The 19421-nt window shown below is 57.1% G+C and carries 22 protein-coding genes; 17 read left to right on the plus strand and 5 right to left on the minus strand.

The window, feature by feature from the left end; genetic code table 11:
• A complete protein-coding gene (aguA, locus tag LOY55_RS01245; RefSeq protein WP_223523154.1) occupies nucleotides 1-1107 on the plus strand; it encodes an agmatine deiminase in 1107 nt (368 codons plus the stop codon).
• Nucleotides 1108-1352: 245 nt separating this feature from the next.
• The gene (locus LOY55_RS01250; RefSeq protein ID WP_046031276.1) at nucleotides 1353-1565 is read left to right on the plus strand and encodes a hypothetical protein; all 213 of its coding nucleotides are present in this window, start codon (nucleotides 1353-1355) and stop codon (nucleotides 1563-1565) included.
• A gap of 231 nt (nucleotides 1566-1796) precedes the next feature.
• Here LOY55_RS01250 and LOY55_RS01255 read toward each other — a convergent pair whose 3' ends face one another.
• Nucleotides 1797-3890, minus strand: coding sequence for a TonB-dependent siderophore receptor (locus LOY55_RS01255; RefSeq protein WP_223523156.1), 2094 nt, complete (start codon nucleotides 3888-3890; stop codon nucleotides 1797-1799).
• 256 nt (nucleotides 3891-4146) lie between these two features.
• Between LOY55_RS01255 and LOY55_RS01260 the strand changes: the two genes are divergently transcribed.
• The 6 genes from LOY55_RS01260 to LOY55_RS01285 all read left to right on the plus strand — a co-directional run bounded on the left by LOY55_RS01260 (nucleotide 4147) and on the right by LOY55_RS01285 (nucleotide 8729).
• A complete protein-coding gene (locus tag LOY55_RS01260; protein ID WP_223523158.1) occupies nucleotides 4147-4761 on the plus strand; it encodes a DsbA family protein in 615 nt (204 codons plus the stop codon).
• A 229-nt stretch (nucleotides 4762-4990) separates the two neighbouring features.
• Nucleotides 4991-6277, plus strand: coding sequence for an OprD family porin (locus LOY55_RS01265; RefSeq protein WP_223523160.1), 1287 nt, complete (start codon nucleotides 4991-4993; stop codon nucleotides 6275-6277).
• 230 nt (nucleotides 6278-6507) lie between these two features.
• A complete protein-coding gene (locus LOY55_RS01270) occupies nucleotides 6508-7257 on the plus strand; it encodes a 2OG-Fe dioxygenase family protein (protein WP_046031273.1) in 750 nt (249 codons plus the stop codon).
• Nucleotides 7258-7303: 46 nt separating this feature from the next.
• Nucleotides 7304-7717, plus strand: a complete 414-nt coding sequence (locus tag LOY55_RS01275) for a GNAT family N-acetyltransferase (protein ID WP_223523173.1) — start codon at nucleotides 7304-7306, stop codon at nucleotides 7715-7717.
• Nucleotides 7714-8433 (plus strand): AzlC family ABC transporter permease, encoded by a 720-nt coding sequence (locus LOY55_RS01280; protein ID WP_046031272.1) that lies wholly within the window; start codon nucleotides 7714-7716, stop codon nucleotides 8431-8433. The genes LOY55_RS01275 and LOY55_RS01280 overlap by 4 nt, the downstream gene beginning before the upstream one ends.
• Nucleotides 8412-8729, plus strand: a complete 318-nt coding sequence (locus LOY55_RS01285; RefSeq protein ID WP_077432265.1) for an AzlD domain-containing protein — start codon at nucleotides 8412-8414, stop codon at nucleotides 8727-8729. The genes LOY55_RS01280 and LOY55_RS01285 overlap by 22 nt, the downstream gene beginning before the upstream one ends.
• Here LOY55_RS01285 and LOY55_RS01290 read toward each other — a convergent pair.
• Nucleotides 8646-9572, minus strand: coding sequence for a LysR family transcriptional regulator (locus LOY55_RS01290; RefSeq protein WP_223523162.1), 927 nt, complete (start codon nucleotides 9570-9572; stop codon nucleotides 8646-8648). The two genes, LOY55_RS01285 and LOY55_RS01290, sit on opposite strands and share 84 nt — an antisense overlap.
• 1274 nt (nucleotides 9573-10846) lie before the next feature.
• On the opposite strand from LOY55_RS01290, the gene LOY55_RS01295 reads away from it, so the two are divergent.
• The 4 genes from LOY55_RS01295 to LOY55_RS01310 are packed head-to-tail and all read left to right on the plus strand — an operon-like array spanning nucleotide 10847 to nucleotide 14973.
• Nucleotides 10847-11860: a 2-keto-3-deoxygluconate permease gene (locus tag LOY55_RS01295; protein ID WP_077432267.1), complete on the plus strand. Its 1014-nt coding sequence runs from the start codon at nucleotides 10847-10849 to the stop codon at nucleotides 11858-11860.
• Nucleotides 11857-13137, plus strand: a complete 1281-nt coding sequence (locus tag LOY55_RS01300; RefSeq protein ID WP_109785318.1) for a four-carbon acid sugar kinase family protein — start codon at nucleotides 11857-11859, stop codon at nucleotides 13135-13137. Before LOY55_RS01295 ends, LOY55_RS01300 begins: the two co-directional genes overlap by 4 nt.
• Nucleotides 13138-13142: 5 nt before the next feature.
• Complete coding sequence (gene pdxA / locus LOY55_RS01305) at nucleotides 13143-14144, plus strand: 4-hydroxythreonine-4-phosphate dehydrogenase PdxA (RefSeq protein ID WP_223523176.1); 1002 nt, start codon at nucleotides 13143-13145, stop codon at nucleotides 14142-14144.
• 55 nt (nucleotides 14145-14199) lie between these two features.
• On the plus strand, nucleotides 14200-14973 hold the full coding sequence (locus tag LOY55_RS01310; RefSeq protein WP_046031267.1) for a DeoR/GlpR family DNA-binding transcription regulator: 774 nt from the start codon (nucleotides 14200-14202) through the stop codon (nucleotides 14971-14973).
• Between the two features lie 280 nt (nucleotides 14974-15253).
• On the opposite strand, the gene LOY55_RS01315 is transcribed toward LOY55_RS01310, so the two are convergent.
• A complete protein-coding gene (locus tag LOY55_RS01315; RefSeq protein ID WP_223523164.1) occupies nucleotides 15254-15547 on the minus strand; it encodes a DUF3077 domain-containing protein in 294 nt (97 codons plus the stop codon).
• 494 nt (nucleotides 15548-16041) lie between these two features.
• Here LOY55_RS01315 and LOY55_RS01320 point away from each other — a divergent pair, with 494 nt between their 5' ends.
• Both LOY55_RS01320 and LOY55_RS01325 read left to right on the plus strand, forming a co-directional pair.
• On the plus strand, nucleotides 16042-16290 hold the full coding sequence (locus LOY55_RS01320; protein WP_223523166.1) for a hypothetical protein: 249 nt from the start codon (nucleotides 16042-16044) through the stop codon (nucleotides 16288-16290).
• Between the two features lie 68 nt (nucleotides 16291-16358).
• The gene (locus LOY55_RS01325; RefSeq protein ID WP_046031265.1) at nucleotides 16359-16706 is read left to right on the plus strand and encodes a type II toxin-antitoxin system RelE/ParE family toxin; all 348 of its coding nucleotides are present in this window, start codon (nucleotides 16359-16361) and stop codon (nucleotides 16704-16706) included.
• Here LOY55_RS01325 and LOY55_RS01330 read toward each other — a convergent pair.
• Nucleotides 16703-17026 carry a helix-turn-helix domain-containing protein gene (locus LOY55_RS01330; protein ID WP_046031264.1) on the minus strand — a complete coding sequence of 108 codons (324 nt, stop codon included), beginning with the start codon at nucleotides 17024-17026 and terminating at the stop codon, nucleotides 16703-16705. The two genes, LOY55_RS01325 and LOY55_RS01330, sit on opposite strands and share 4 nt — an antisense overlap.
• Before the next feature lie 225 nt (nucleotides 17027-17251).
• Between LOY55_RS01330 and LOY55_RS01335 the strand changes: the two genes are divergently transcribed.
• The 3 genes from LOY55_RS01335 to LOY55_RS01345 are packed head-to-tail and all read left to right on the plus strand — an operon-like array spanning nucleotide 17252 to nucleotide 18881.
• Nucleotides 17252-17473: a 4-oxalocrotonate tautomerase family protein gene (locus LOY55_RS01335; protein WP_046031263.1), complete on the plus strand. Its 222-nt coding sequence runs from the start codon at nucleotides 17252-17254 to the stop codon at nucleotides 17471-17473.
• Nucleotides 17470-18126 carry a DsbA family oxidoreductase gene (locus LOY55_RS01340; RefSeq protein ID WP_223523167.1) on the plus strand — a complete coding sequence of 219 codons (657 nt, stop codon included), beginning with the start codon at nucleotides 17470-17472 and terminating at the stop codon, nucleotides 18124-18126. The genes LOY55_RS01335 and LOY55_RS01340 overlap by 4 nt, the downstream gene beginning before the upstream one ends.
• Nucleotides 18127-18170: 44 nt before the next feature.
• Nucleotides 18171-18881, plus strand: coding sequence for an SDR family NAD(P)-dependent oxidoreductase (locus LOY55_RS01345; protein WP_027922197.1), 711 nt, complete (start codon nucleotides 18171-18173; stop codon nucleotides 18879-18881).
• Nucleotides 18882-18953: 72 nt separating this feature from the next.
• On the opposite strand, the gene LOY55_RS01350 is transcribed toward LOY55_RS01345, so the two are convergent.
• Nucleotides 18954-19421 carry an Abi family protein gene (locus LOY55_RS01350; protein WP_223523178.1) on the minus strand — a complete coding sequence of 156 codons (468 nt, stop codon included), beginning with the start codon at nucleotides 19419-19421 and terminating at the stop codon, nucleotides 18954-18956.

Here is a 19421-nt window from a genome sequence, read left to right on the forward strand (position 1 = left end):
ATGACCACTTTGCACACCACGCCTCGCGCCGACGGTTTCTACATGCCGGCCGAATGGGCGCCACAAACCCAGACCTGGATGATTTGGCCCGAGCGCCCGGACAACTGGCGCCTGGGTGGCAAACCGGCGCAAGCCGCGCACGTGGCGGTGGCGAAAGCCATCGCGCGTTTCGAACCGGTGACCGTGGCGGTTTCCGCAGGCCAGTACGAAAACGCTCGCGCCCGTCTCGACGTGCCGAATATTCGTGTGGTGGAAATGTCCAGCGATGACGCATGGGTACGCGACACCGGCCCGACATTTGTCATCAATAGCCGTGGCGAAGTCCGTGGTGTGAACTGGGATTTCAACTCGTGGGGTGGTTTCGACGGTGGCCTGTATTCGCCGTGGAACCGTGATTCGCAAGTGGGCGGCAAGATCCTCGAGATCGAGCGCAGCCCGCGTTATCGCACCGAGGGTTTCGTGCTCGAAGGCGGTTCGATTCACGTCGATGGCGAAGGCACCCTGATCACCACCGAAGAATGCCTGCTCAACCGCAATCGCAATCCGCACCTTGGGCGTGCCGAAATCGAAGCGGTGCTCAGCGCCAACCTGGCTGTGGATAAAATCATCTGGCTGCCGGACGGTTTGTTCAACGACGAAACCGACGGCCATGTGGATAACTTCTGCTGCTACGTGCGCCCGGGCGAAGTCTTGCTGGCCTGGACCGATGACCCGCAAGACCCGAACTACCCGCGCTGCCAGGCAGCAATGAACGTGCTGCAAAGCAGCACCGACGCCAAGGGTCGCCCATTCACGGTGCACAAGATGCCGATTCCGGGGCCGCTGTACGCGACCGAAGAAGAGTGCGCGGGTGTCGACCCGGTGGACGGCACTCAGGAACGAAACCCTTCCGTTCGTCTGGCCGGTTCCTACGTGAACTTCCTGATCGTCAACGGCGGCATCATTGCGCCGAGCTTCGATGACCCGATGGACGGCCCGGCAAAAGAAATTTTGCAGACGCTGTTCCCGCAACATGAAGTGGTGATGGTGCCGGGCCGTGAACTGTTACTGGGGGGCGGTAACATCCACTGCCTTACCCAACAACAACCCGCTCCGCACAAGGAGTGAGTGAGGTCGTAACAGCCTGAGTCGATTGCGAAATCGATCAAAAAAAGCAACCCCCTATGCTGCTCGACGAAAAGCCCGCAATCCGTATGGACTGCGGGCTTCTTTGTATCCGCTTGTCGACAGATGCGAAACATTGGCACAGCTCTTGTATCTGTCAGGGGTGAAACAGGGAGGGGGAGAACTGCGATGTTCTGTCATAAACCTTGGATAAGTTAGCCGCTCACAAACCAGGAGAGAGCGCTGAAATGAACGCCGAAGTGAACGTAGTGAGCGAGCGGGCGTCGCATCCCCTGGCAATTAATAGCGAATCGCTCCAGGTCCTTGCGCACTGGTTCAAGTCCAATGGAACGCGTCAGATCGGGGAACCTGATCCGCGCCGGATGATGATCGAGCGCTACCCCGCTGGTTTATTCAGCGAAGCGGAACTGGAAGCGTTGTGGGATGTGATGGAAGGATAAGAAGAATAAACAAAGGATTGATAAAGCGCTGCCGGGATGGCGGCGCTTTTTTTTGCGTGAATCTTATGGGACGTACACCGAACGTGTAGCAGCTGGCGGAGCCTGCGTCCGGCTGCGCAGCAGTCGTCAAACCGAACAGCGCGTTTTTTCAGAAAAACTGCGGTGTCCGGTTTACGAGGACTTCGTCCTCGAACGCAGCCTTCGGCAGCTGCTTCAGGTTTTACTGCCTCCTTAGAAGCTGTAGGTTCCGGTCACCACCACGCTGCGCGGTTCGCCCGGCTGGATCTGCGCGGCACTCGTGGCGGAGGCGTAGTAGGTTTTATCGCTGATGTTGTTCAGCGCCGCGCGCAAGTCCCAGTCCTTCTGGCGGAACCCGGCCAGTGCATCCCAACGGCCATAACCGGGCAGCACAACCGTATTGAGGTTGTCGGCATAACGCTGGCCGACCAGGGTCAGACCGGTTTCGGCGTACCAACCCATTTCCGGTTTCCACGTCAGGAACAGGCTGCCATTGTGCTTGGCCACATTGCTGATGCGTTTGCCTTCAAAGCCGTTGTTATCCTTCTCGACGGTGGCGTCCTGCACGCCCACACCACCGCGTACATACCAGTTGCCAGTGATTTTGCCGGTGCCGGTCAGCTCGATTCCGCGCGAGCGTTGCAGGCCGCTCATCAAGGTCACGGTGGGGTCATTCGGGTCGCTGGTGCGACGGTTGTAGAGTTCCAGTTCGTAGATCGCCAGTGTGGTGCTCAGGCGATCATCGAACCAATCGCTCTTCACCCCGATTTCTTTTTGCTTGGTCAGCTCCGGGCTCAAGTCATTGGCGTTACCGGGCGCACCCGGTGTGATGCCGATCAAACCGCCGCCCACCGGCGAAAAGGTTTTGGTCCAGGACGCGTAGAAGGAATGATTCTGCAGCGGCGTCCAGACCACCCCGACACGCGGGCTGGTGCTGTGGCTGTCACGGTCTTCGGAAATGTCCTTCAGCTTGTTGGTCGACTCGATGTCGAATGTGTCGTAACGCAGACCGGCCAGCAGTTGCCATTGATCGTTCAGGCGCAGTTGATCCTGTACGTACACCGCGCGGCTCTCGACTTCGGTGTGGCTGCTGCTGGACACCTGCATGCGTCCGGTATGGCGCAAATCGCGATTGGGGTTGTACAGGTCCAGGGCCGGCACGGGTGAACTGCCGCGTCCGGAGGTGGCGGCGTTGTACAAGGTCGGATCGCGGCGCTGGCTGCCCGTTTCGAGGCCGGTCAGCAGACGATGCTCCAGTCCAAACGTGTGGAAACCGCCTTCCAGCTCAACGTTGTTGTACACGTTGCGGGTGGTCAGATCTTGCTGCCAGTGCTGGCGCGTCACCTTGTTGGTTGCCGGGGTGTAACCGGTCAGGTAAGTGTTGTCGAAATCGCTGTCGAGCTTGAACACGCCCAGGGTGTGGCGCAGTTGCCAGTTGTCGCTGAGTTCATAGCTGAGCCTGGAGCGTAGGGATTGCGACTTGTCGTCGATGAAATCGTGCTCGCTGCCGTAGGTCGTATCGCGTCCTACATCCGCCGGACGCCCATTCACACCGGGAACACCCCGATCCGGCGTACGGTTGTAGCGACTGTATTCGTATTGCACCAGCCAGTTCAGGTCCGGCGTCAGTTGCCAACTCATCGACGGCGCGAACAGTTGTCGATTACCGCTGACGCCATCGCGAAAGCTGTTCTGATCCATGTTGCCCATGTTCAAACGCAGGCTGATGTTCTCGCTCGGGTCGGTGCTGAGGTCGGCATACAAGCTGCGCAGGTCATCGCTGCCACCCTGGGCTTCGAGGGTCGAGCGGCGACCGAACTCCGGCACCTTGCTGACCCGGTTGACGATGCCGCCCTGGCTGCCACGGCCATACAACACTGACGCCGGGCCTTTGAGGACGTCGATGCGTTCGATGTTGTGCAAGTCGCGCACGTATTGGCTGTCATCGCGGATGCCGTCGAGGTAGAAGTCGTTGCTCGCGTCGAAGCCACGGATGCGCAGGCTGTCGAAGCGGGTATCGGCGCCACTGCTGACGTTGGGGAGGCCACTGAGCGCTGTGCCCAGGTCGTTGGTGCCGTAATCCATGACGTTCGAGGTTTTGATCGAGTCGATGGCCTGTGGCACGTAACGCACCGGGGTCTCTGTTCGGGTCGCGGTGTTGGTTTCTTTTACGCGAGGGTCATCAGCCTCCACATCGGCGCTGATCGCGGTCTCGGGTAAAACAGTGGTGGAAGCGCAGGCAAAACCGGTGGACAAAAAGGCAGACAGCCCAAGCGTAGCGGGCGTTAGACGGAACGGGGCAGGCATCAAGAAGCGCATCCGAAAGGGGTGGGAAATTTCAGGATGCGAATGGTAATGCTTGTTATTTACTTTCGTTAATTGTTCTTGAAAATGGTGGCTGTTTGATTGTGTCGAGTTGTGTCGAAGTTGCTACAACGGCCACGCGGCGTCATTCGACCGATTCATGAAACAGACTGAAAGCCATTCCAGCGTTTTTCCGAAACCACCTGAGGATTAGTCTGCCGGCCATTGAATCTTCCTGACGTATTGCCGGAGCCTTGCGATGATCCTTCATTATATTTACGACCCATTGTGCGGCTGGTGTTACGGCGCCAAACCGTTGGTACAGGCTGCCCAAGGCGTGTTGCCCGTGATCGCCCACGGCGGCGGCATGATGACCGGCGCCAACCGCCAGGCAGTTTCGCCACAACTGCGCAACTACGTGATGCCACACGACCGGCGCATCGCCGAGTTCACGGGCCAGCCCTTTGGTGAAGCCTATTTTGAAGGCCTGCTGCGTGATGAAACGGCGGTGTTCGATTCCGATCCACCGATCGCTGCGGTGCTGGCCGCTGAGCAGATAGCCGGGCGCGGTATCGAGTTGTTGGGGCGTTTGCAGACCGCTCACTATGTGGAAGGTCGGCGCATTGCGGACGAATCGGTGCTGCTTGAATTGGCAATAGGCATCGATTTGGAGCCCGTGGCATTTGCGGCCGCCTTGAAAAGTGCCAATACCGATCAGCACATCAAAGACAGTCGCGCCTTACTGGCCCGCGTCGGCGGTCAGGGTTTTCCAACGCTGGCGCTTGAGCAAGATGGCCAATTCTCCCTGGTCGATGTCAGCCCATGGCTCGGCAAGCCGGAAGCATTTGCGACCTGGCTTGCCCAAAGCGCTTAGGCGTTTTTCGTCTATCCATAGTCAATTCGTCAAATTGACAGGCAGTTGTGGGCCCGACTAGGATCGCGCCCAACGCCTGTGGCTAACCGCCACGACTCAAAAAATAATAAAAGGTCCGCCACGATTTTTTCGTGTGCGGGCCTTTTTGTTTTGGGGTGAAAAAAGAGTGCGATAGCGCCGTTTCAGCCGTTTGACACAGCACGTTTCAACCCGAAATAAGGAAAACAAGATGTTGAACAAGCGAATCAGCCTGATCGCTCTGGGGATATTGAGTGCAACACCGGCCATGGCGAACGACCAGGCCCAATCCAAGGGTTTCGTAGAAGACAGCAGCCTCAACGTGCTGCTGCGCAACGCCTACATGAACCGTGACTACAAAGACGGCAACCCGGATAAATCCGAGTGGGGCCAGGCGGCCATCGGCACGTTCTCGTCCGGCTTCACCCAAGGCACCGTGGGTGTGGGTGTGGACGCTTTCGGTCTGTACGCCCTTAATCTGGAGCGCAGCGAAGACCGTAGCGGCGCGCAAGGCATCGACTTCTTCAAGAAGGGCGCCAGCGGCCAGCCTGCTGATGATCTGTCCAAGGGCGGCGCGGCCGTCAAATTCCGTCTGTCCAGCACCACGCTGACTTACGGCGACCAGATGCCGGCCCTGCCGGTGTTGAACTACGACAACTCGCGTCTACTGCCAGAAAGCTACACCGGCACCCTGATCACCTCCAAAGAGATCAAAGGCCTGCAACTGGACGCCGGCCGCTTCACCGCCGAGTCGCGTAAAAGCGCTGAAGGCCATGACAGCGGTGGCTTGAAGTCGATCAACGTATTGGGCGGCAGCTACCAGTTCACCGAACAATTCAAAGGCGCGCTGTACGCTTCCGATGTCGAAGACGTGCTGAAGAAGCAATACGTGAACGCCAACTACCTGTTCCCGATCGACAAGGATCAGTCCCTGACCTTGGACTTCAACGGTTACCGCACCAAGCTGGACGATGCTTACGTCCGCGAAAACGGGATCACCGGCGACGACAACAAGATCTGGAGCCTGGCCGCAACATTCGTCACCGGCCCGCACTCGTTCACCCTCGCGCACCAACACAGCACCGGTGACAGCAACTTGGGCTACGCCTACGGTGGTTATCAGAAAGACCAGGGGCGTATCGGCGACGGCGGCAACACCATCTACCTGGCAAACTCCTACTGGTCCGACTTCAACGCTGAAGACGAGCGCAGCTGGCAGTTGGGCTACGGTTTGGACTTCAGCACATTCGGCGTTCCGGGCCTGACCTACAACTTCGCTTATGTGCGCGGTGACAACATCACCACGTCCACCAGCGAAGGCGGTACCGAGCGCGAAATCTTCAACCAGTTCAAGTACGTCGTGCAAAATGGCCCGGCCAAAGACCTGAGTGTGAAGTTGCGCAGTTCGGTTCTGCGTGTGTCGCAAAAATCCAGCGAGTACAACGTCAGCGGTAACGAAGTGCGTGTGTTCGTGGATTACCCGATCAGCATCTTCTGATGATCGACTGAGCGTTAAAACTCGAAAAAAACCCCGATTGATTCGGGGTTTTTTTTTGCCTTGTGACTGCAAAAACGCACTAAAAACCGCTGTTTTCAGTCTTGAAAAGTGGAATTGAAGCGACTTCATACTCCGTTTCAAGCAGTGCTTGATATGCCTGAAATTCTTTCTCATGGACGCAAATCCTGTGCTCTCTAGATTAGGTAGCTAAATGCACGGAGATTTTGAAAATGCTCGTTTTGAATAAAGAAGTGGGCGAATCGCTACGGCGCGACAAATACGTCAACGTCAAAAGTAGTGACTTCAATCTATTCGGTCACTTCTCCGACTTCGTCAGATTGACCCGAAGTTGGGAAAACATGGAGCCCGACAGTTACTACGGTCAGGCTGACGCGGGCAATCGATACCGTCGCTACAGTGATTTCGAATACAACCCGGTGACCCGTGAACTGACGCAGCTGGAACACCGCGCCTACGTCCAGTCCAAGGCCAACAACGCCTACGTGGGCGGAATGGTTCGGCACTTCCAGGACTTCTCCGATGAAATCATTCATTCGCCGGTGATGCGCAGCCTGATCGACACGGATTTCGAGGTGTACAAAAACGTTCTGCCGCCGGAACTGCACGATGAAATCTGGCAATGCCAGATTCACCAGATCCGCATCGAGATCAAGCCAGGTAAGCAACTGGAGATCACCCCGGAAGGCATTCACTGCGACGGTTACCCGTTCAGCGGCGTGCATTTCTGGGGGCGCAATAACGTGGAGGGGGCGGAAAGCCGCTTGTACAGCGCCCATGAACAAGAACATCTGGCGTCGACGACTTACACCGACATTCTCGACACCACTTACTTCCTGGATCGGGACATGCGCCACTACGTCACGCCGGCGCGCAACACCCATTCCCACGCCATGGCTTATCGGCAAATTCTGGCGATTTCCTTCTCGCGGCCCGGGACCGCTTTCGACATTGTTCGCTGAACAGTACAACGCCGCGATCAGCCTCGCCGAGTGCCCTGCACCGGTAATGCTGAGGCGTACGACAGCCAAGGATGCCCAGCGCCTGGAGCGCTTCTTCCGGCAATTCGAAGAGGTGTCTTTCTGCGAATGGCAGGACGCCAAATGCCTGCGTGGTGTATTGGTGCAAAAGACCACCACCGCATTCATTGCGCTGGACGCCAGTGGCGAAATCGTCGGCGCGGTACTGGGCGGCATGCTCGGCAGTCGCGGCACGATCAACCATTTGGCCGTGAGCCCGATGTATCGCAGCCAGGGTGTCGGTCAACGCTTGGTTGAAGCGGCATCGGCGGACATGAAACGCGTGGGCGTGCTGCGCATGTTCCTGTTTGTCGACGATGCAAACCTCGTCGGCCAACGCTTTTGGAGTGCCCAGGGTTTTTGCGAACCGCGTGGCGAAAGAACATTTGAGAGGGATCTATGAATGAGACGTCCAGCAGCCGTCCGCTGATGGTCGGGCCACAACAACGCTCGCGCACCTTTGCAGAAGCCAGCCCGGTAGTGGCGGGCTATTTCACGGTGTCGTTCGTGTTCGGCCTGATGGCGGTCAATGCCGGGATGCCGGTGTGGTTACCGGTCGCGATGTGCCTGTTTGTCTACGCCGGTGCTTCGCAGTTCGCTGCGCTGGCGCTGATTACCAGCGGCGCGTCACTGACCACCATCGTCCTCACCACGTTTCTGATCAACGCGCGGCACATGCTGATGTCCGTTTACATGGCCAAGGCGTTGCAGGCGATGGGGCTCAGTCGACTTGAGCGTTGGTGTTATGCGGGTGGGTTGACCGATGAGTCGTTCGCCTTCCACAGCGTCAAACTGGGCAAGGGTGCGCCGGTCAATGTGCGCTACCTGATCGGCTTCAATCTGTTTTGCCACACCTCGTGGGTGCTCGGCGGATTGCTCGGGGCGATTTGCGCGCAGTACGCGGCGCACTTGATCAAGTATCAGCTCGACTACGCGCTGACGGCGATGATGCTCTACGTGCTGGTTTCGCTGTGCAATACGCGTAACAAACTCATCGCTGCACTGGCCGCCGTCGCCTGTATGGGCGCACTGAGCCTGGTCGGCAGCTCGCCGTTCAACGTATTCATCGCCACCTTTGTGGGCTGCGGGGTGGGTGTATGCCTGACCAAACGTTCCTGATTCTGGTCGTCGTCCTGATGATGGCTGTGACGTTCTTGCCGCGTGCGCTGCCGCTGCAAGTGAACACCGACCATTGGCCGCCCTTCGTCGCCCGGGCGCTGGAATTCCTGCCGGTGGCGATCGTCGCTGCCATCAGCGTCACACCGCTGTTGATCAAGGATCAACACGTGCAGCTCGATCGCCCGGAATTTTATGCCGCGATTCCGACGTTGTTATGTGCGTACTTCAGCAAAAACCTCTTTCTCTCCGTTGCGGTGGGAACGGCTGCGTACATTGCGCTCGGTTCGTTCATGTAGCGCCAGGTCGACCACATCGTGCAAAGCCTGGCTCGACAACTCTGGGTTATTGACCGCCAACCGAACTTCGAGGGCATCCTCGAAGCCAGGGAAAATGGTCAAGCCGTTACGTTGGGCGGCGTCACGGGACACCATGCCCAGGCCGTCCATTTGCGTGATCAAGGAGAGCGTCAGCGTCTCACTGCAGGAGTAAACCATCCGTTTGTTCGACTCGTAATTGCCAAGGCCGGCGTCGAGAAAGCGCAAGAAACTGTGGGAATACGGACAATCGTCGGCCGGACGCACCTGAAATTTGTTGCCAAGCATCACCAGCGGATCATGTTCCTGACCGCAATGGGCACCGACCACCTGCACCTGAACCTCGGGCAGGATAATGCTGGGCATCCCTGGCTGCTGCGGGCCGATCAACACGGCCAGGTCAAAGTCTTCGTTTTTGAGCTTGCTGAGGTTTTCCATCGACTCGGCGTAGCTGAATTCCAGCTGATAGTCGGGAAACACCTCAATCAGGCGTCCGATCATTCGTCGATTGAAGTCAGCCGAAAGCGTTGTGTTCAGCGCCACTTTGAGCGTGCGCTGCCCAGGCTCTTTCAGCGCAGCAACTTTTTCTTCCAGTTGCCGCGTGGCCACCAACACCTTGTCCATGAAAGGCGTGAGTTCCGAGCCCTGCGTGGTCAGGGTCAACCCCTTGTTGGAGCGACGAAACAACCGAAAACCAAACTGCTCTTCGACTTTGTTCAACTGTGCAGCCAATGCCTGCACGGTCAAACAGGAATGCTCTGCCGCCGCTGACAATGAGCCAGTCTGCACAATGCGCATCAGGTTGCGTAGGGTTCTGCTATCCATTGGGTAATGCCCTCTGAAGTGGGCTGGCTATTGTTGTGTACCTGGCCGTCGGTTGGGCGATACGTGCTGGCTATAATCCTGCACCTGAACCCGCTTGTCCCGAGTTTAGTAGCGAATTGATGCTGGCGTCCGATGGTTGGAGGGTTGCGCAGGATCGCGGGTTTCTGGGGGAGGGTGGGTGATCGGGGTCAAAGAATGCTCGGACCGGGAGGTTTGGGCATTTTTTTGCGTTTTGTTTTCATAAGGTCGCGCCATTTCGTACGTATAAGAAAGCCGCTACCTGCACGGCTACCGGACGTCTCCCAGTCAAAAAGAGAACCCGCCTGATTTCCATCCCTGACTTGTTTCGCTGAAATATCGACTCATCAATTCGAGATTTTTCTCCGAATTTGAGCCCATTGGATATCAAGGCATTTGCCAGCATCCACGACGCGAGCGAGTAGATACCGATGGATGTACCAGGGATAAAGGAAGTTCTCGGTCAACAAAACTGGAAAGACATTGGTTTGCCAGATATCCGGGATATACCGCTATCGATACTGGCGAGCGACGCTCGGGAACAACCAAGTGCAGTCGATCTCAATCACGCCTTGGACCAGGTACTAAACAAGCATCGGCATGGGATGTTGGTTTATCAACGATGTCTTCCCCACAAACAAAAAAAGCAGCCTGATTAGGCTGCTTTTCTTGAAGAGGTTGCTTGATATTGTGCTCCCTCAAGCAGGGGAGAAGAGGTCTCACCCGAGCGCTGATCTCCAGGTCATCAACGGGGTTCCTAACGCCGACTATAGCCACCTGATGGCAGTCGGTTTCGCGCTCTTGGACCGACTCTCTGCCACTTGCGACGTCGGTGTCAACTTGAAGATCTTGAGTCGACCATCCGGATACATTTGACGATTTCGAAACGTTTTTATGCAAACAGGCAGTTTTATGATCGTTTTTATGCACGAAAACTCATTTTTATGCAGAGGGCCGAAATTACTAACGATGTCCTCAAGCTTAAAAGCCTCGAGTAATTCGGGGCTTTTAAGTGCGCGGTGGCTCGTCCCGATTAAGGTTTACACCTTGTTACCTCTTTTCAACGAGGGCATAAATTCACCTGTTACAGCAGGCTCCTCCACCACAAATGATCAAAACGATCATTTGAATGATTGATTTGCGCAGTTCATGACGAAAGCCTAAGATAAATTTGACTGAATTAATCACTGCGTGATCGATTCAGTCAGTTTCGAGGTGATAAACGTCTTGCCAAACAATTATAAAAGGAGACCCTCGTGGCCCAAATTCCTATCAAGCGCACCATAGAACGCATCCCTGGCGGCATGATGATTGTCCCGCTGCTGATCGGTTCGCTGGTGGCTACCTTTCTTCCCGATACACCGAAGTTTTTCGGCTCTTTCACCAATGCGCTGTTCACCGGGGCATTACCCATCCTCGCGGTGTTCTACGTTTGCATGGGCGCGAGCATCAACATCAAGGCCACGCCTTACCTGCTGAAGAAGGGCGGCACGCTGCTCATCACCAAAGTCGGCATCGCTGTCCTGATCGGCATTGTGCTTGGGCACTTCCTGGGTGAGCAGCCGGTTTCGTCAGGGCTGTTCGCCGGTATTTCCACGCTGGCGATCGTTGCTGCGATGAACGACACCAACGGCGGGTTGTACATGGCGCTGATGGGGCAATACGGTCGATCCGAAGACGTCGGTGCCTACTCGGTCATGTCCCTGGAGTCCGGGCCTTTTCTGACGATGGTCACCTTGGGTATCGCCGGCCTGTCGGCCTTCCCGTGGCCGACGCTGGTGGGCAGCATTCTGCCGCTGGCCCTGGGCATGTTGTTGGGCAATCTTGACCGTGACATGCGCGATTTTCTGGCCAAAGCCGTTCCGGTGATGATCCCGTTCTTCGCCCTGGCACTCGGCGCCAGCCTGGATTTGCATAACGTCTGGCAGGCCGGTTTGCTCGGTCTGGGAATGGGTGTTGCGGTTGTCGTGTTGACCGGTATCCCGCTGTTCTTCGCTGACCGTTTGACCGGTGGCACTGGCGTCGCCGGCGTCGCTGCGGCCACCACCGCCGGGAACGCCGCCGCCGTGCCAGCACTGATCGCGGCGGCCAATCCGGTGTACGCAGAAGCGGCCAAGAGTGCGACCATATTGGTCGCCGCTTGTGTCGTGGTCACAGCGATTCTCGCGCCGTTGCTCACCGCAGCCGTTGCCAAGCGCGTGCAACAGCGCAATCCCGTCGTTATCCCTGAACCGGAGATAGAGCCTCAAAAGCAGGAGGCCTTGCGATGAGGATTCTGATCATCGCGGACGATTTGTCGGGCGCGGCAGATTGCGCCATCGGTTTTGCGAGCGCGGGGCTACAAACGGTGGTCACGCTCGACCCTTTGAATGACAAGGCTGACGCTCAGGTGATTGCGGCCGATACGGACACTCGACGCCTCTCTCCGGAGCGGGCCGCCGAGCGCACCGTCGCTGCATTTAAAGCGCTGCATCAACCCGGGCAGCGACTGTATAAAAAAATCGATTCAACCTTGCGCGGCAACTGGGCGGCCGAAGTCGCTGCCCTGCAACCGTTGGCAGGCCTGGCCATCGTCGCCCCGGCGTTTCCCGCCACCGGGCGTACGTTGCGTGGCGGTCGGGTGTTCGTGAACGGCCAGCCACTGGAAACCACCGACACCTGGAAACTCGAAAACGCCGACCGCCCGGCTGACGTCGAAGTGATGCTCATCGCCGCGGGCCTGAGCACCGCGAAGCTGGACCTCGACACCTTGCGCGGCAACGAAAATGCGCTCGCACAGCACATTATCGAAGTCGCCCGCAGCGGCACGCAGGCGTTGATCGTCGACGCACAAACCGAAGATGACCTGCTGACCCTCGCTCGCCTGACCGCGTCGATGGAACAGCCGCTGTTCTGGATCGGTTCGGGTGGTCTCGCTCGGGAAATAGCCGGTCTTCCTGACTTCAGCGAAACAGGTTTCACGGCCATCGAACCGGATGCAGTCGAAAAAAGTCAGGCGCCTATCCTGATACTCGTCGGTAGCCTTTCCGGAGTCTGCGACCGGCAATGCGCACGGCTCAAGGAGCGTGGCGGCGTCAGCGAATTGGTCGTACCGCCCGAGGTCCTTCGCCAGGGCACAACGCATGTCGATTGGGCGACGTGGCAGGCGCGCATCGGCGAGCAACTGGACGGCTGGAGTGACCTGCTGCTGCGCATCGGCCGCGATGAAGCGTTCGATCCCCAGGAGGGCGCGCAACTCTCGAACCTGCTGGCCGTGCTGGTAGAACCCCACTTCGCCAAGGTTGGCGGCTTGATCGCCACGGGTGGCGAGACGGCGCGGGCCATATTGACCACCGTCGGCATCGACAGCCTGCAACTGCTGACGGAAATCGAAGCCGGCGTCGCCTTCGCCCGCCCGACCGATTCCCGGCAGGGCCATCGTCCCGGCATCGTTACCAAGGCAGGCGCGTTCGGCACCGATCACGCCTTGTATGCGGCATGGCAACACTTGAGCGACAACGCCGATCGCTCCCCGTCCAAACGCACACGAATCCAAGGACTCCAATGAACACTATGAACAACTACCTCCCCATCATCGGCATCACCATGGGCGACGCCACGGGCGTCGGCCCGGAAATCATCGTCAAGAGCCTGACTCATGACATCGTCTACCAGCAATGCCGACCACTGGTGATCGGCGATGCCCGTCGCCTGGAGCAGGCCAACGTCATCGTCGGCGGCAGCGCCAAAGTGCGCCGCATCGAAGATGCCTCCCAAGCGTTGTACGAGGCCGGCACCATTGACTGCATCGACCTCGACCTGATCCCCGACGACCTGCCGTTCGGTGAACTGTCGCCCATCGCCGGTGACGCCGCTTATCAATACATCGCCCGCGCTGTGCAACTCGCCGAGGCCAGCCAGATTGATGCCATTTGCACCGCGCCATTGAACAAGGAAGCGCTGCACGCCGGCGGCCACAAATACCCGGGCCACACCGAAATGCTCGCGCACCTGACCAACGTCGACGAAGTATCGATGATGCTGGTGGCGCCGCAGCTGCGGGTGATTCACGTCACCACCCACATCGGGATCATCGACGCGATCCGCAAGATCGAACCGGGCCTGGTCCAGCGCACCATCGAGCGCGGCAACGCGACGCTGATCAAGGCCGGCATTGCCAAGCCACGAATCGGCGTGTGCGGGATCAACCCGCATGCCGGTGAAAACGGTCTGTTCGGTTATGGCGAAGAGGAAGAAAAGATCATCCCTGCGGTGAAGCTGTTGCAGGAACGCGGCCTCGACGTGACCGGCCCGCTGCCCGCCGATACGCTGTTCTTCCGCGCCGGACGCGGCGACTTCGACCTGGTGGTGGCGATGTATCACGACCAGGGCCACAGCCCGGTCAAAGTGCTGGGGCTTGAAGCCGGTGTGAACGTGACCGTGGGCCTGGACGTGATCCGCACTTCGGTCGACCACGGCACTGCTTTCGATATCGCCGGCAAGGGCATCGCCGATGAACGCAGCCTGCTCGAAGCGCTGCGCCAGGGTGCGGAGCTTGCCACGCGACGGGGATGAGGCGCACGGGCGCTGTCGTGTAAGATCGACCACCGTCCACACAACGAGACCCGCCATGAAAGCCTCCGAACGCCACCGCGCCATCCTCGATCTCGTACGCATTGGCGATGCCAACGTCGAGCAATTGAGCGCGGCGCTCGGGGTCTCGGAAGCGACCGTGCGACGTGACCTGACCATGCTCGCCAAACAGCGGCATCTGGTGCGCACCTACGGCGGCGCGACTTCGGTGGTTGGCGTTCATGAGCCGGAAGCTTCCCTCGAAGAACGCAAAACCAGCCAGTGGGAACAGAAAGACGCCATCGCCCAAGCGGCGGCGGCTCACGTTCAGGATGGCGATACCGTATTGCTCGATGGCGGCACCACCTGCGCCGCGCTGGCTCACCATTTGTGTTCACGGCAAGACGTGCATGTGGTGACCAATAATCTGCTGGCGGTGATGACCCTGGCCAACGCGCCGGGCGTGCGCCTGACCCTGATCGGCGGCGATCTGCGCGGTTCGAGCATGAGCACATTGGGGCCGTTGGCGGAACTGACGTTGAGCCGGTTGAGCGTCGACAAGGCCTTTCTGGGTGCGGACGGTGTGGTCGCGGAGTTTGGTTTGTGTGAAGCGAGTGCGCAGCAGGCGTATCTCAAGGAATGCATCATCAAGCGTGCGGCGCAGATTGTTGTCCTCGCCGACACCGACAAGTTGGGCCGTGCCCGGCAGCAGCATTGGACGCCGATTGAGCGGGAGTGGCGGTTGATTACCGGCTCCACTGCGGATGAAGCTGCGCTGGCGCCGTTTTATGCGCTTAAGCAGATCACGGTGGAAACTGTCGACGTCGCTTGATTGCTCACCTCTGTGGCGAGGGAGCTTGCTCCCGCTGGGCTGCGAAGCGGCCCCAAAATTCTCACAAGCAACGCTTTTTTTTGCACTCAAACGGTAGTTGTCTCCCTCGCGACAAAGCTCATGTCGCAAAAATCCAATTTCGGCGACACGTGTCGCCAACATGTCGTCCGCGGCGACACGTTCCGAAGACGTGTCGCAAAAAGTGAAAAATTGCGACACGTTAATAAGAACGACTCAAAACGCCCCGATAGGCTCGGGGCTTATTTATGCGTGCAATTTTTTATGGTGCGACGTCACTGGATCGGTTGTTACACGGTGCGGCGAGCACCTTCACCACATCATCAATAATCGCCTTACTCATATCCTGCAAATAATGCAATGCCCAGGCATGCCGGTCGGTATCCCGAACCATCGCGGCATCTGATGCGAGAAGTTTGGCGATGTGGAGCAGATCGGAAGCGTGGGAGAGGGCCTGGATCACCGGGACGCCAGCGTTGATGCGGAAGAGTGCATCGTTTGCGTGGTAGGAGAAAGGGGTGAGGCCGATGGTTTTGAGGTCTTGAGGGTTGGTCATTGGGCACCTCCGGTTTTTGGGCGGTGGTGGGTGATGGCTGGTGGAGCGGTAGCGCAAATTTTGGACGGATCGATAGCGGGCATTAGCAAAAACTCCTGAATCAAAGTTTGAGCTACCACGTTCGTTCTCAGGCGAATGGGTGGCAGCTATGCGTGGGCTGAGAAACCGGAGATACAGGAACCCGGCAGACCCGAAGGTCTCCCACGCACAGCCGCCATTACACGGAAATGCAGGCACAAAAAAACGCCAACAATCGTGATTATGGGCGCTTGTGCGCCTGTATCTTACTCGGGTTCTCAGGCCCGGTCGCTGAATTGGCAGCGACGACCTGAAGGTAGCTTGAGAGGGGAGGATGCGCAATCGTGGCTAGGTGGTGGCGTGCCGAAATGTTTTGGTGATTTTTATGGCTGGGAAATAAATATTGCCCAGCAATAATTTTGATAATTTGAGAAGGCTTGTTGAGACCTTATCGACTGGCGAAATAGGCATCAGTATTGGATATCGAATTGGATCAGTTTCAAAAGGATTTGCTGGAATCTGTGCGCGAAATGAATGAGCACCGAGCGCTTCCAATCGCTGAGGGCAGGCCGTTAACGAAGGAACGCATCAACTCGCACATGTCGTTATCAGCGACACGTTCCAATAACGTGTCGCAGAAAGTGAAAAAAAGCGACACGTTACAAAACGGACTACATCAAAAGGGGCTGAGTCCTACGGAAAAAGAAGCCTGCGATAACTACTAAACAGCATCCCTTCAATCGTCTACTGGACGTTGAGAAGGCATCGACTGTTTCAGGTAGGAATCCAGCATTTGAAGAGATTTGCTTTTGTAAGTGAAGCTGCAACACGGGAGTACAAGGCCTTGCCGGACTGGGTTCAGGATGAGTTTGGGAAAGACCTGATGCGTGTGCAGTACGGCGGGGATCCAGAGTTGGCAATAAAGCAGCTGAGTTCAATCGGGGCGGGGACGATTGAGATGATCATCAATGGTAGCCCGGCATACCGATGCATCTACATCACGAAGTATGCGGACACCATTTTCGTCCTTCATTCGTTCGTGAAGACGACGAATCGAACTGATCGTCACGCAATGGCAGTTGCGGAGGATCGGTTGAAGGAGCTCAAACGGGAGCTTCGGAATATGGAGTGGAACGTCTAGCAGGCGTGAGCTTGTGAAATGACTATCTGAGGCAACGCGCCAGCATCGTTGGATGGCAGAGTAAACGTGGTGCGAAAGCCGAGTTTATCCAGCATGTCCATCATTGCATCGATCGTAAACTTCTCGATTTTCCCAGTGGTGAGTTCAGAAACACGTGATTGGGTCACGTTCAACCTGGCTGCGGTCTCACTCTGTTTGAGGCCCAGTTTTTTGATGCACTCAGTGATGAAAATGGACAACTCCATTTTCAGAGCCATTTTGCTGGCGACTTCCTCGTCATGCGTGACATGGAACGGACTGTCGAAGAATTGGATTGCCATGAGCAATCTCCTTTTTTAAATGGTTATCTAAAATTTACGATAAATGGAGGTTAGCGATTGATCATTTTTGATGCAAACATTTTTTCGCCTGCCCCTAGCGCACTCATTACACCAAGTAACTAATGATGTTCCCGTCCCCACCTTTATCCCCTCCAGCTAACTCCCTACATTGAGCTCCAACGCCTACCCATTCATTCCGAAGGGCAGGTCACTGGAGATTCCCTCATGCCTTTTGTCAGCGTTCGCATCACCCGCGATGGCGTTACCTCAGAGCAGAAAGCTCAGGTGATCGCCGAAATCACTGAAACCCTGGAGCGCGTCCTCAAAAAGGATCCGCACCTGACCCACATCGTGATCGAAGAAGTCGACACCGATAACTGGGGCTACGCCGGCATCACCACCACCCAATACCGCAAAAAACTGGCAGAGGCGGAGGGCAAGTCATGACCGCGCCCGTCTCCATCGACTTCATCTCCGACGTGGTGTGCCCGTGGTGCGCATTGGGCGCGACGGCGCTGGAGCAGGCGATTGAGAACGTGGCCGGTGAAGTGTCGGTGGCGCTGACCTACAAGCCCTTCGAGTTGAACCCGGACATGCCGGCGGTCGGTGAAAAAGCTGTTGAGCATTTAATGCGCAAGTATGGACGCACCGCCGAGGACGTCGCCGCCGGCAAAGCCATGCAAATCGCTCGTGGCGAGGCCATCGGTTTCACGTTCGATCTGGAAAAGCGCACGCACTTCTACAACACGTTTGATGCGCACCGGTTGCTGTTGTGGGCGTTGCAGGAAGGGCGGCAGATCGAGCTGAAGAAGATCCTGTTGCGCGCTTATTTCACCGATGGCCAGAACCCGAGCAATCGCGAAACGCTGGCTCGTCTGGCCGGGGAAGCAGGACTGGATGTGGCAGCTGCGCAGGAAGTGTTGGCATCCGCAGCGTTCGCGAAAGAAGTGCGCGAGCTTGATGCGTTCTACCGCCAGCACGGGATCAATTCGGTCCCGGCCATGATCCTCAACGGTCGTCACCTGGTGTCCGGATCGCAGTCGGTCGAGTACTACGAACAAATGCTGAGACAAATGGCCAAGGCCCCCGCTGAAGCCTGATTACTTACTTATTTAAATCATCTTTTAATTAGCAGAGGTTCATCATGAGCAATTCGAAAAAAGTCATCGTCATTACCGGCGCATCCCAAGGCCTCGGCGCCGGCATGGTCAAAGCGTTCCGTGATCTGGATTACAAGGTTGTCGCCACTTCGCGTTCGATCAAACCATCTACCGACCCGGACATCCTCACTGTAGCGGGCGACATTGGCGACCCGGCTGTTGCGCAGCAAGTGATCCGCGAAGCCATCGCCCGTTTTGGCCGCATCGATACGTTGGTCAACAACGCCGGGATCTTCATTGCCAAGCCGTTCACTGCCTACACCGCTGAAGACTACGCCAATGTGTTGTCGGTTAACTTGAACGGCTTCTTCTACATCACCCAACTCGCGATCAACGAGATGGAAAAACAGGGCAAAGGCCACGTGGTCAACATCACCACCAGTCTGACGGACCACGCGGTTGATGGTGTGCCATCGGTTCTGGCTTCGCTGACCAAGGGTGGTTTGAACGCGGCGACCAAGTCCCTGGCGATTGAGTACGCCAAGCGTGGGATTCGGGTGAATGCGGTTTCGCCAGGCATCATCAAGACGCCGATGCATGGTGAGGAAACGCATGAAGCGCTGGGGAATCTGCATCCGGTTGGGCATATGGGCGAGATCGGTGACATTGCTCAGGCGGTTGTTTACCTGGATAGCGCGAACTTTGTTACTGGTGAGATTCTGCATGTGGATGGTGGGCAGAGCGCTGGTCACTAAGACTTGGTCTTTCAAACCCCAGAAACACAAAGCCCTCGTATCTCTACGAGGGCTTTTTTTTACTTCGGGTTTTTATTCCAGGTGCCATTGCGGTTGACGTTTCCAATCGCCAGGAAAGCCCATCAGGCTTAAATTCGTTGATTCCAGATGCTCCATGATTTCTGCGAGACGAGGTTTCCACCGGCTGTCTGGACTGATCAAATCGGTTAGATACGCGAGGATCGTCAATACGATATAAAGCCGCTGTTTGGGCTGAGGTCTGCTGGCAGCTGCGTTTGGGATATTCCACTCTTTGGGTAGCGAGGGCCGAATTGAGAGTTCTCTGTTCCATAACCGCGAGTGGTGGGCGCAACAGTTTCGTATGAAGGTCAGGGTGTGGAGCCACGAAGCCAAAACATCGAACGGCAGACCGAATCTGGCGGCAATAGCTTTCTTGTCGGCACTTCTGCCTATGGCATTGAATAGGGTGGATACCGTACCGAGGCTGAGTTCTTCAAGAATGGCCCATGCGGGCGGCAGTTCGGGAAAGGCATAGTGCAG

This window comes from Pseudomonas sp. B21-040, assembly GCF_024748695.1.
Lineage (GTDB): Bacteria > Pseudomonadota > Gammaproteobacteria > Pseudomonadales > Pseudomonadaceae > Aquipseudomonas.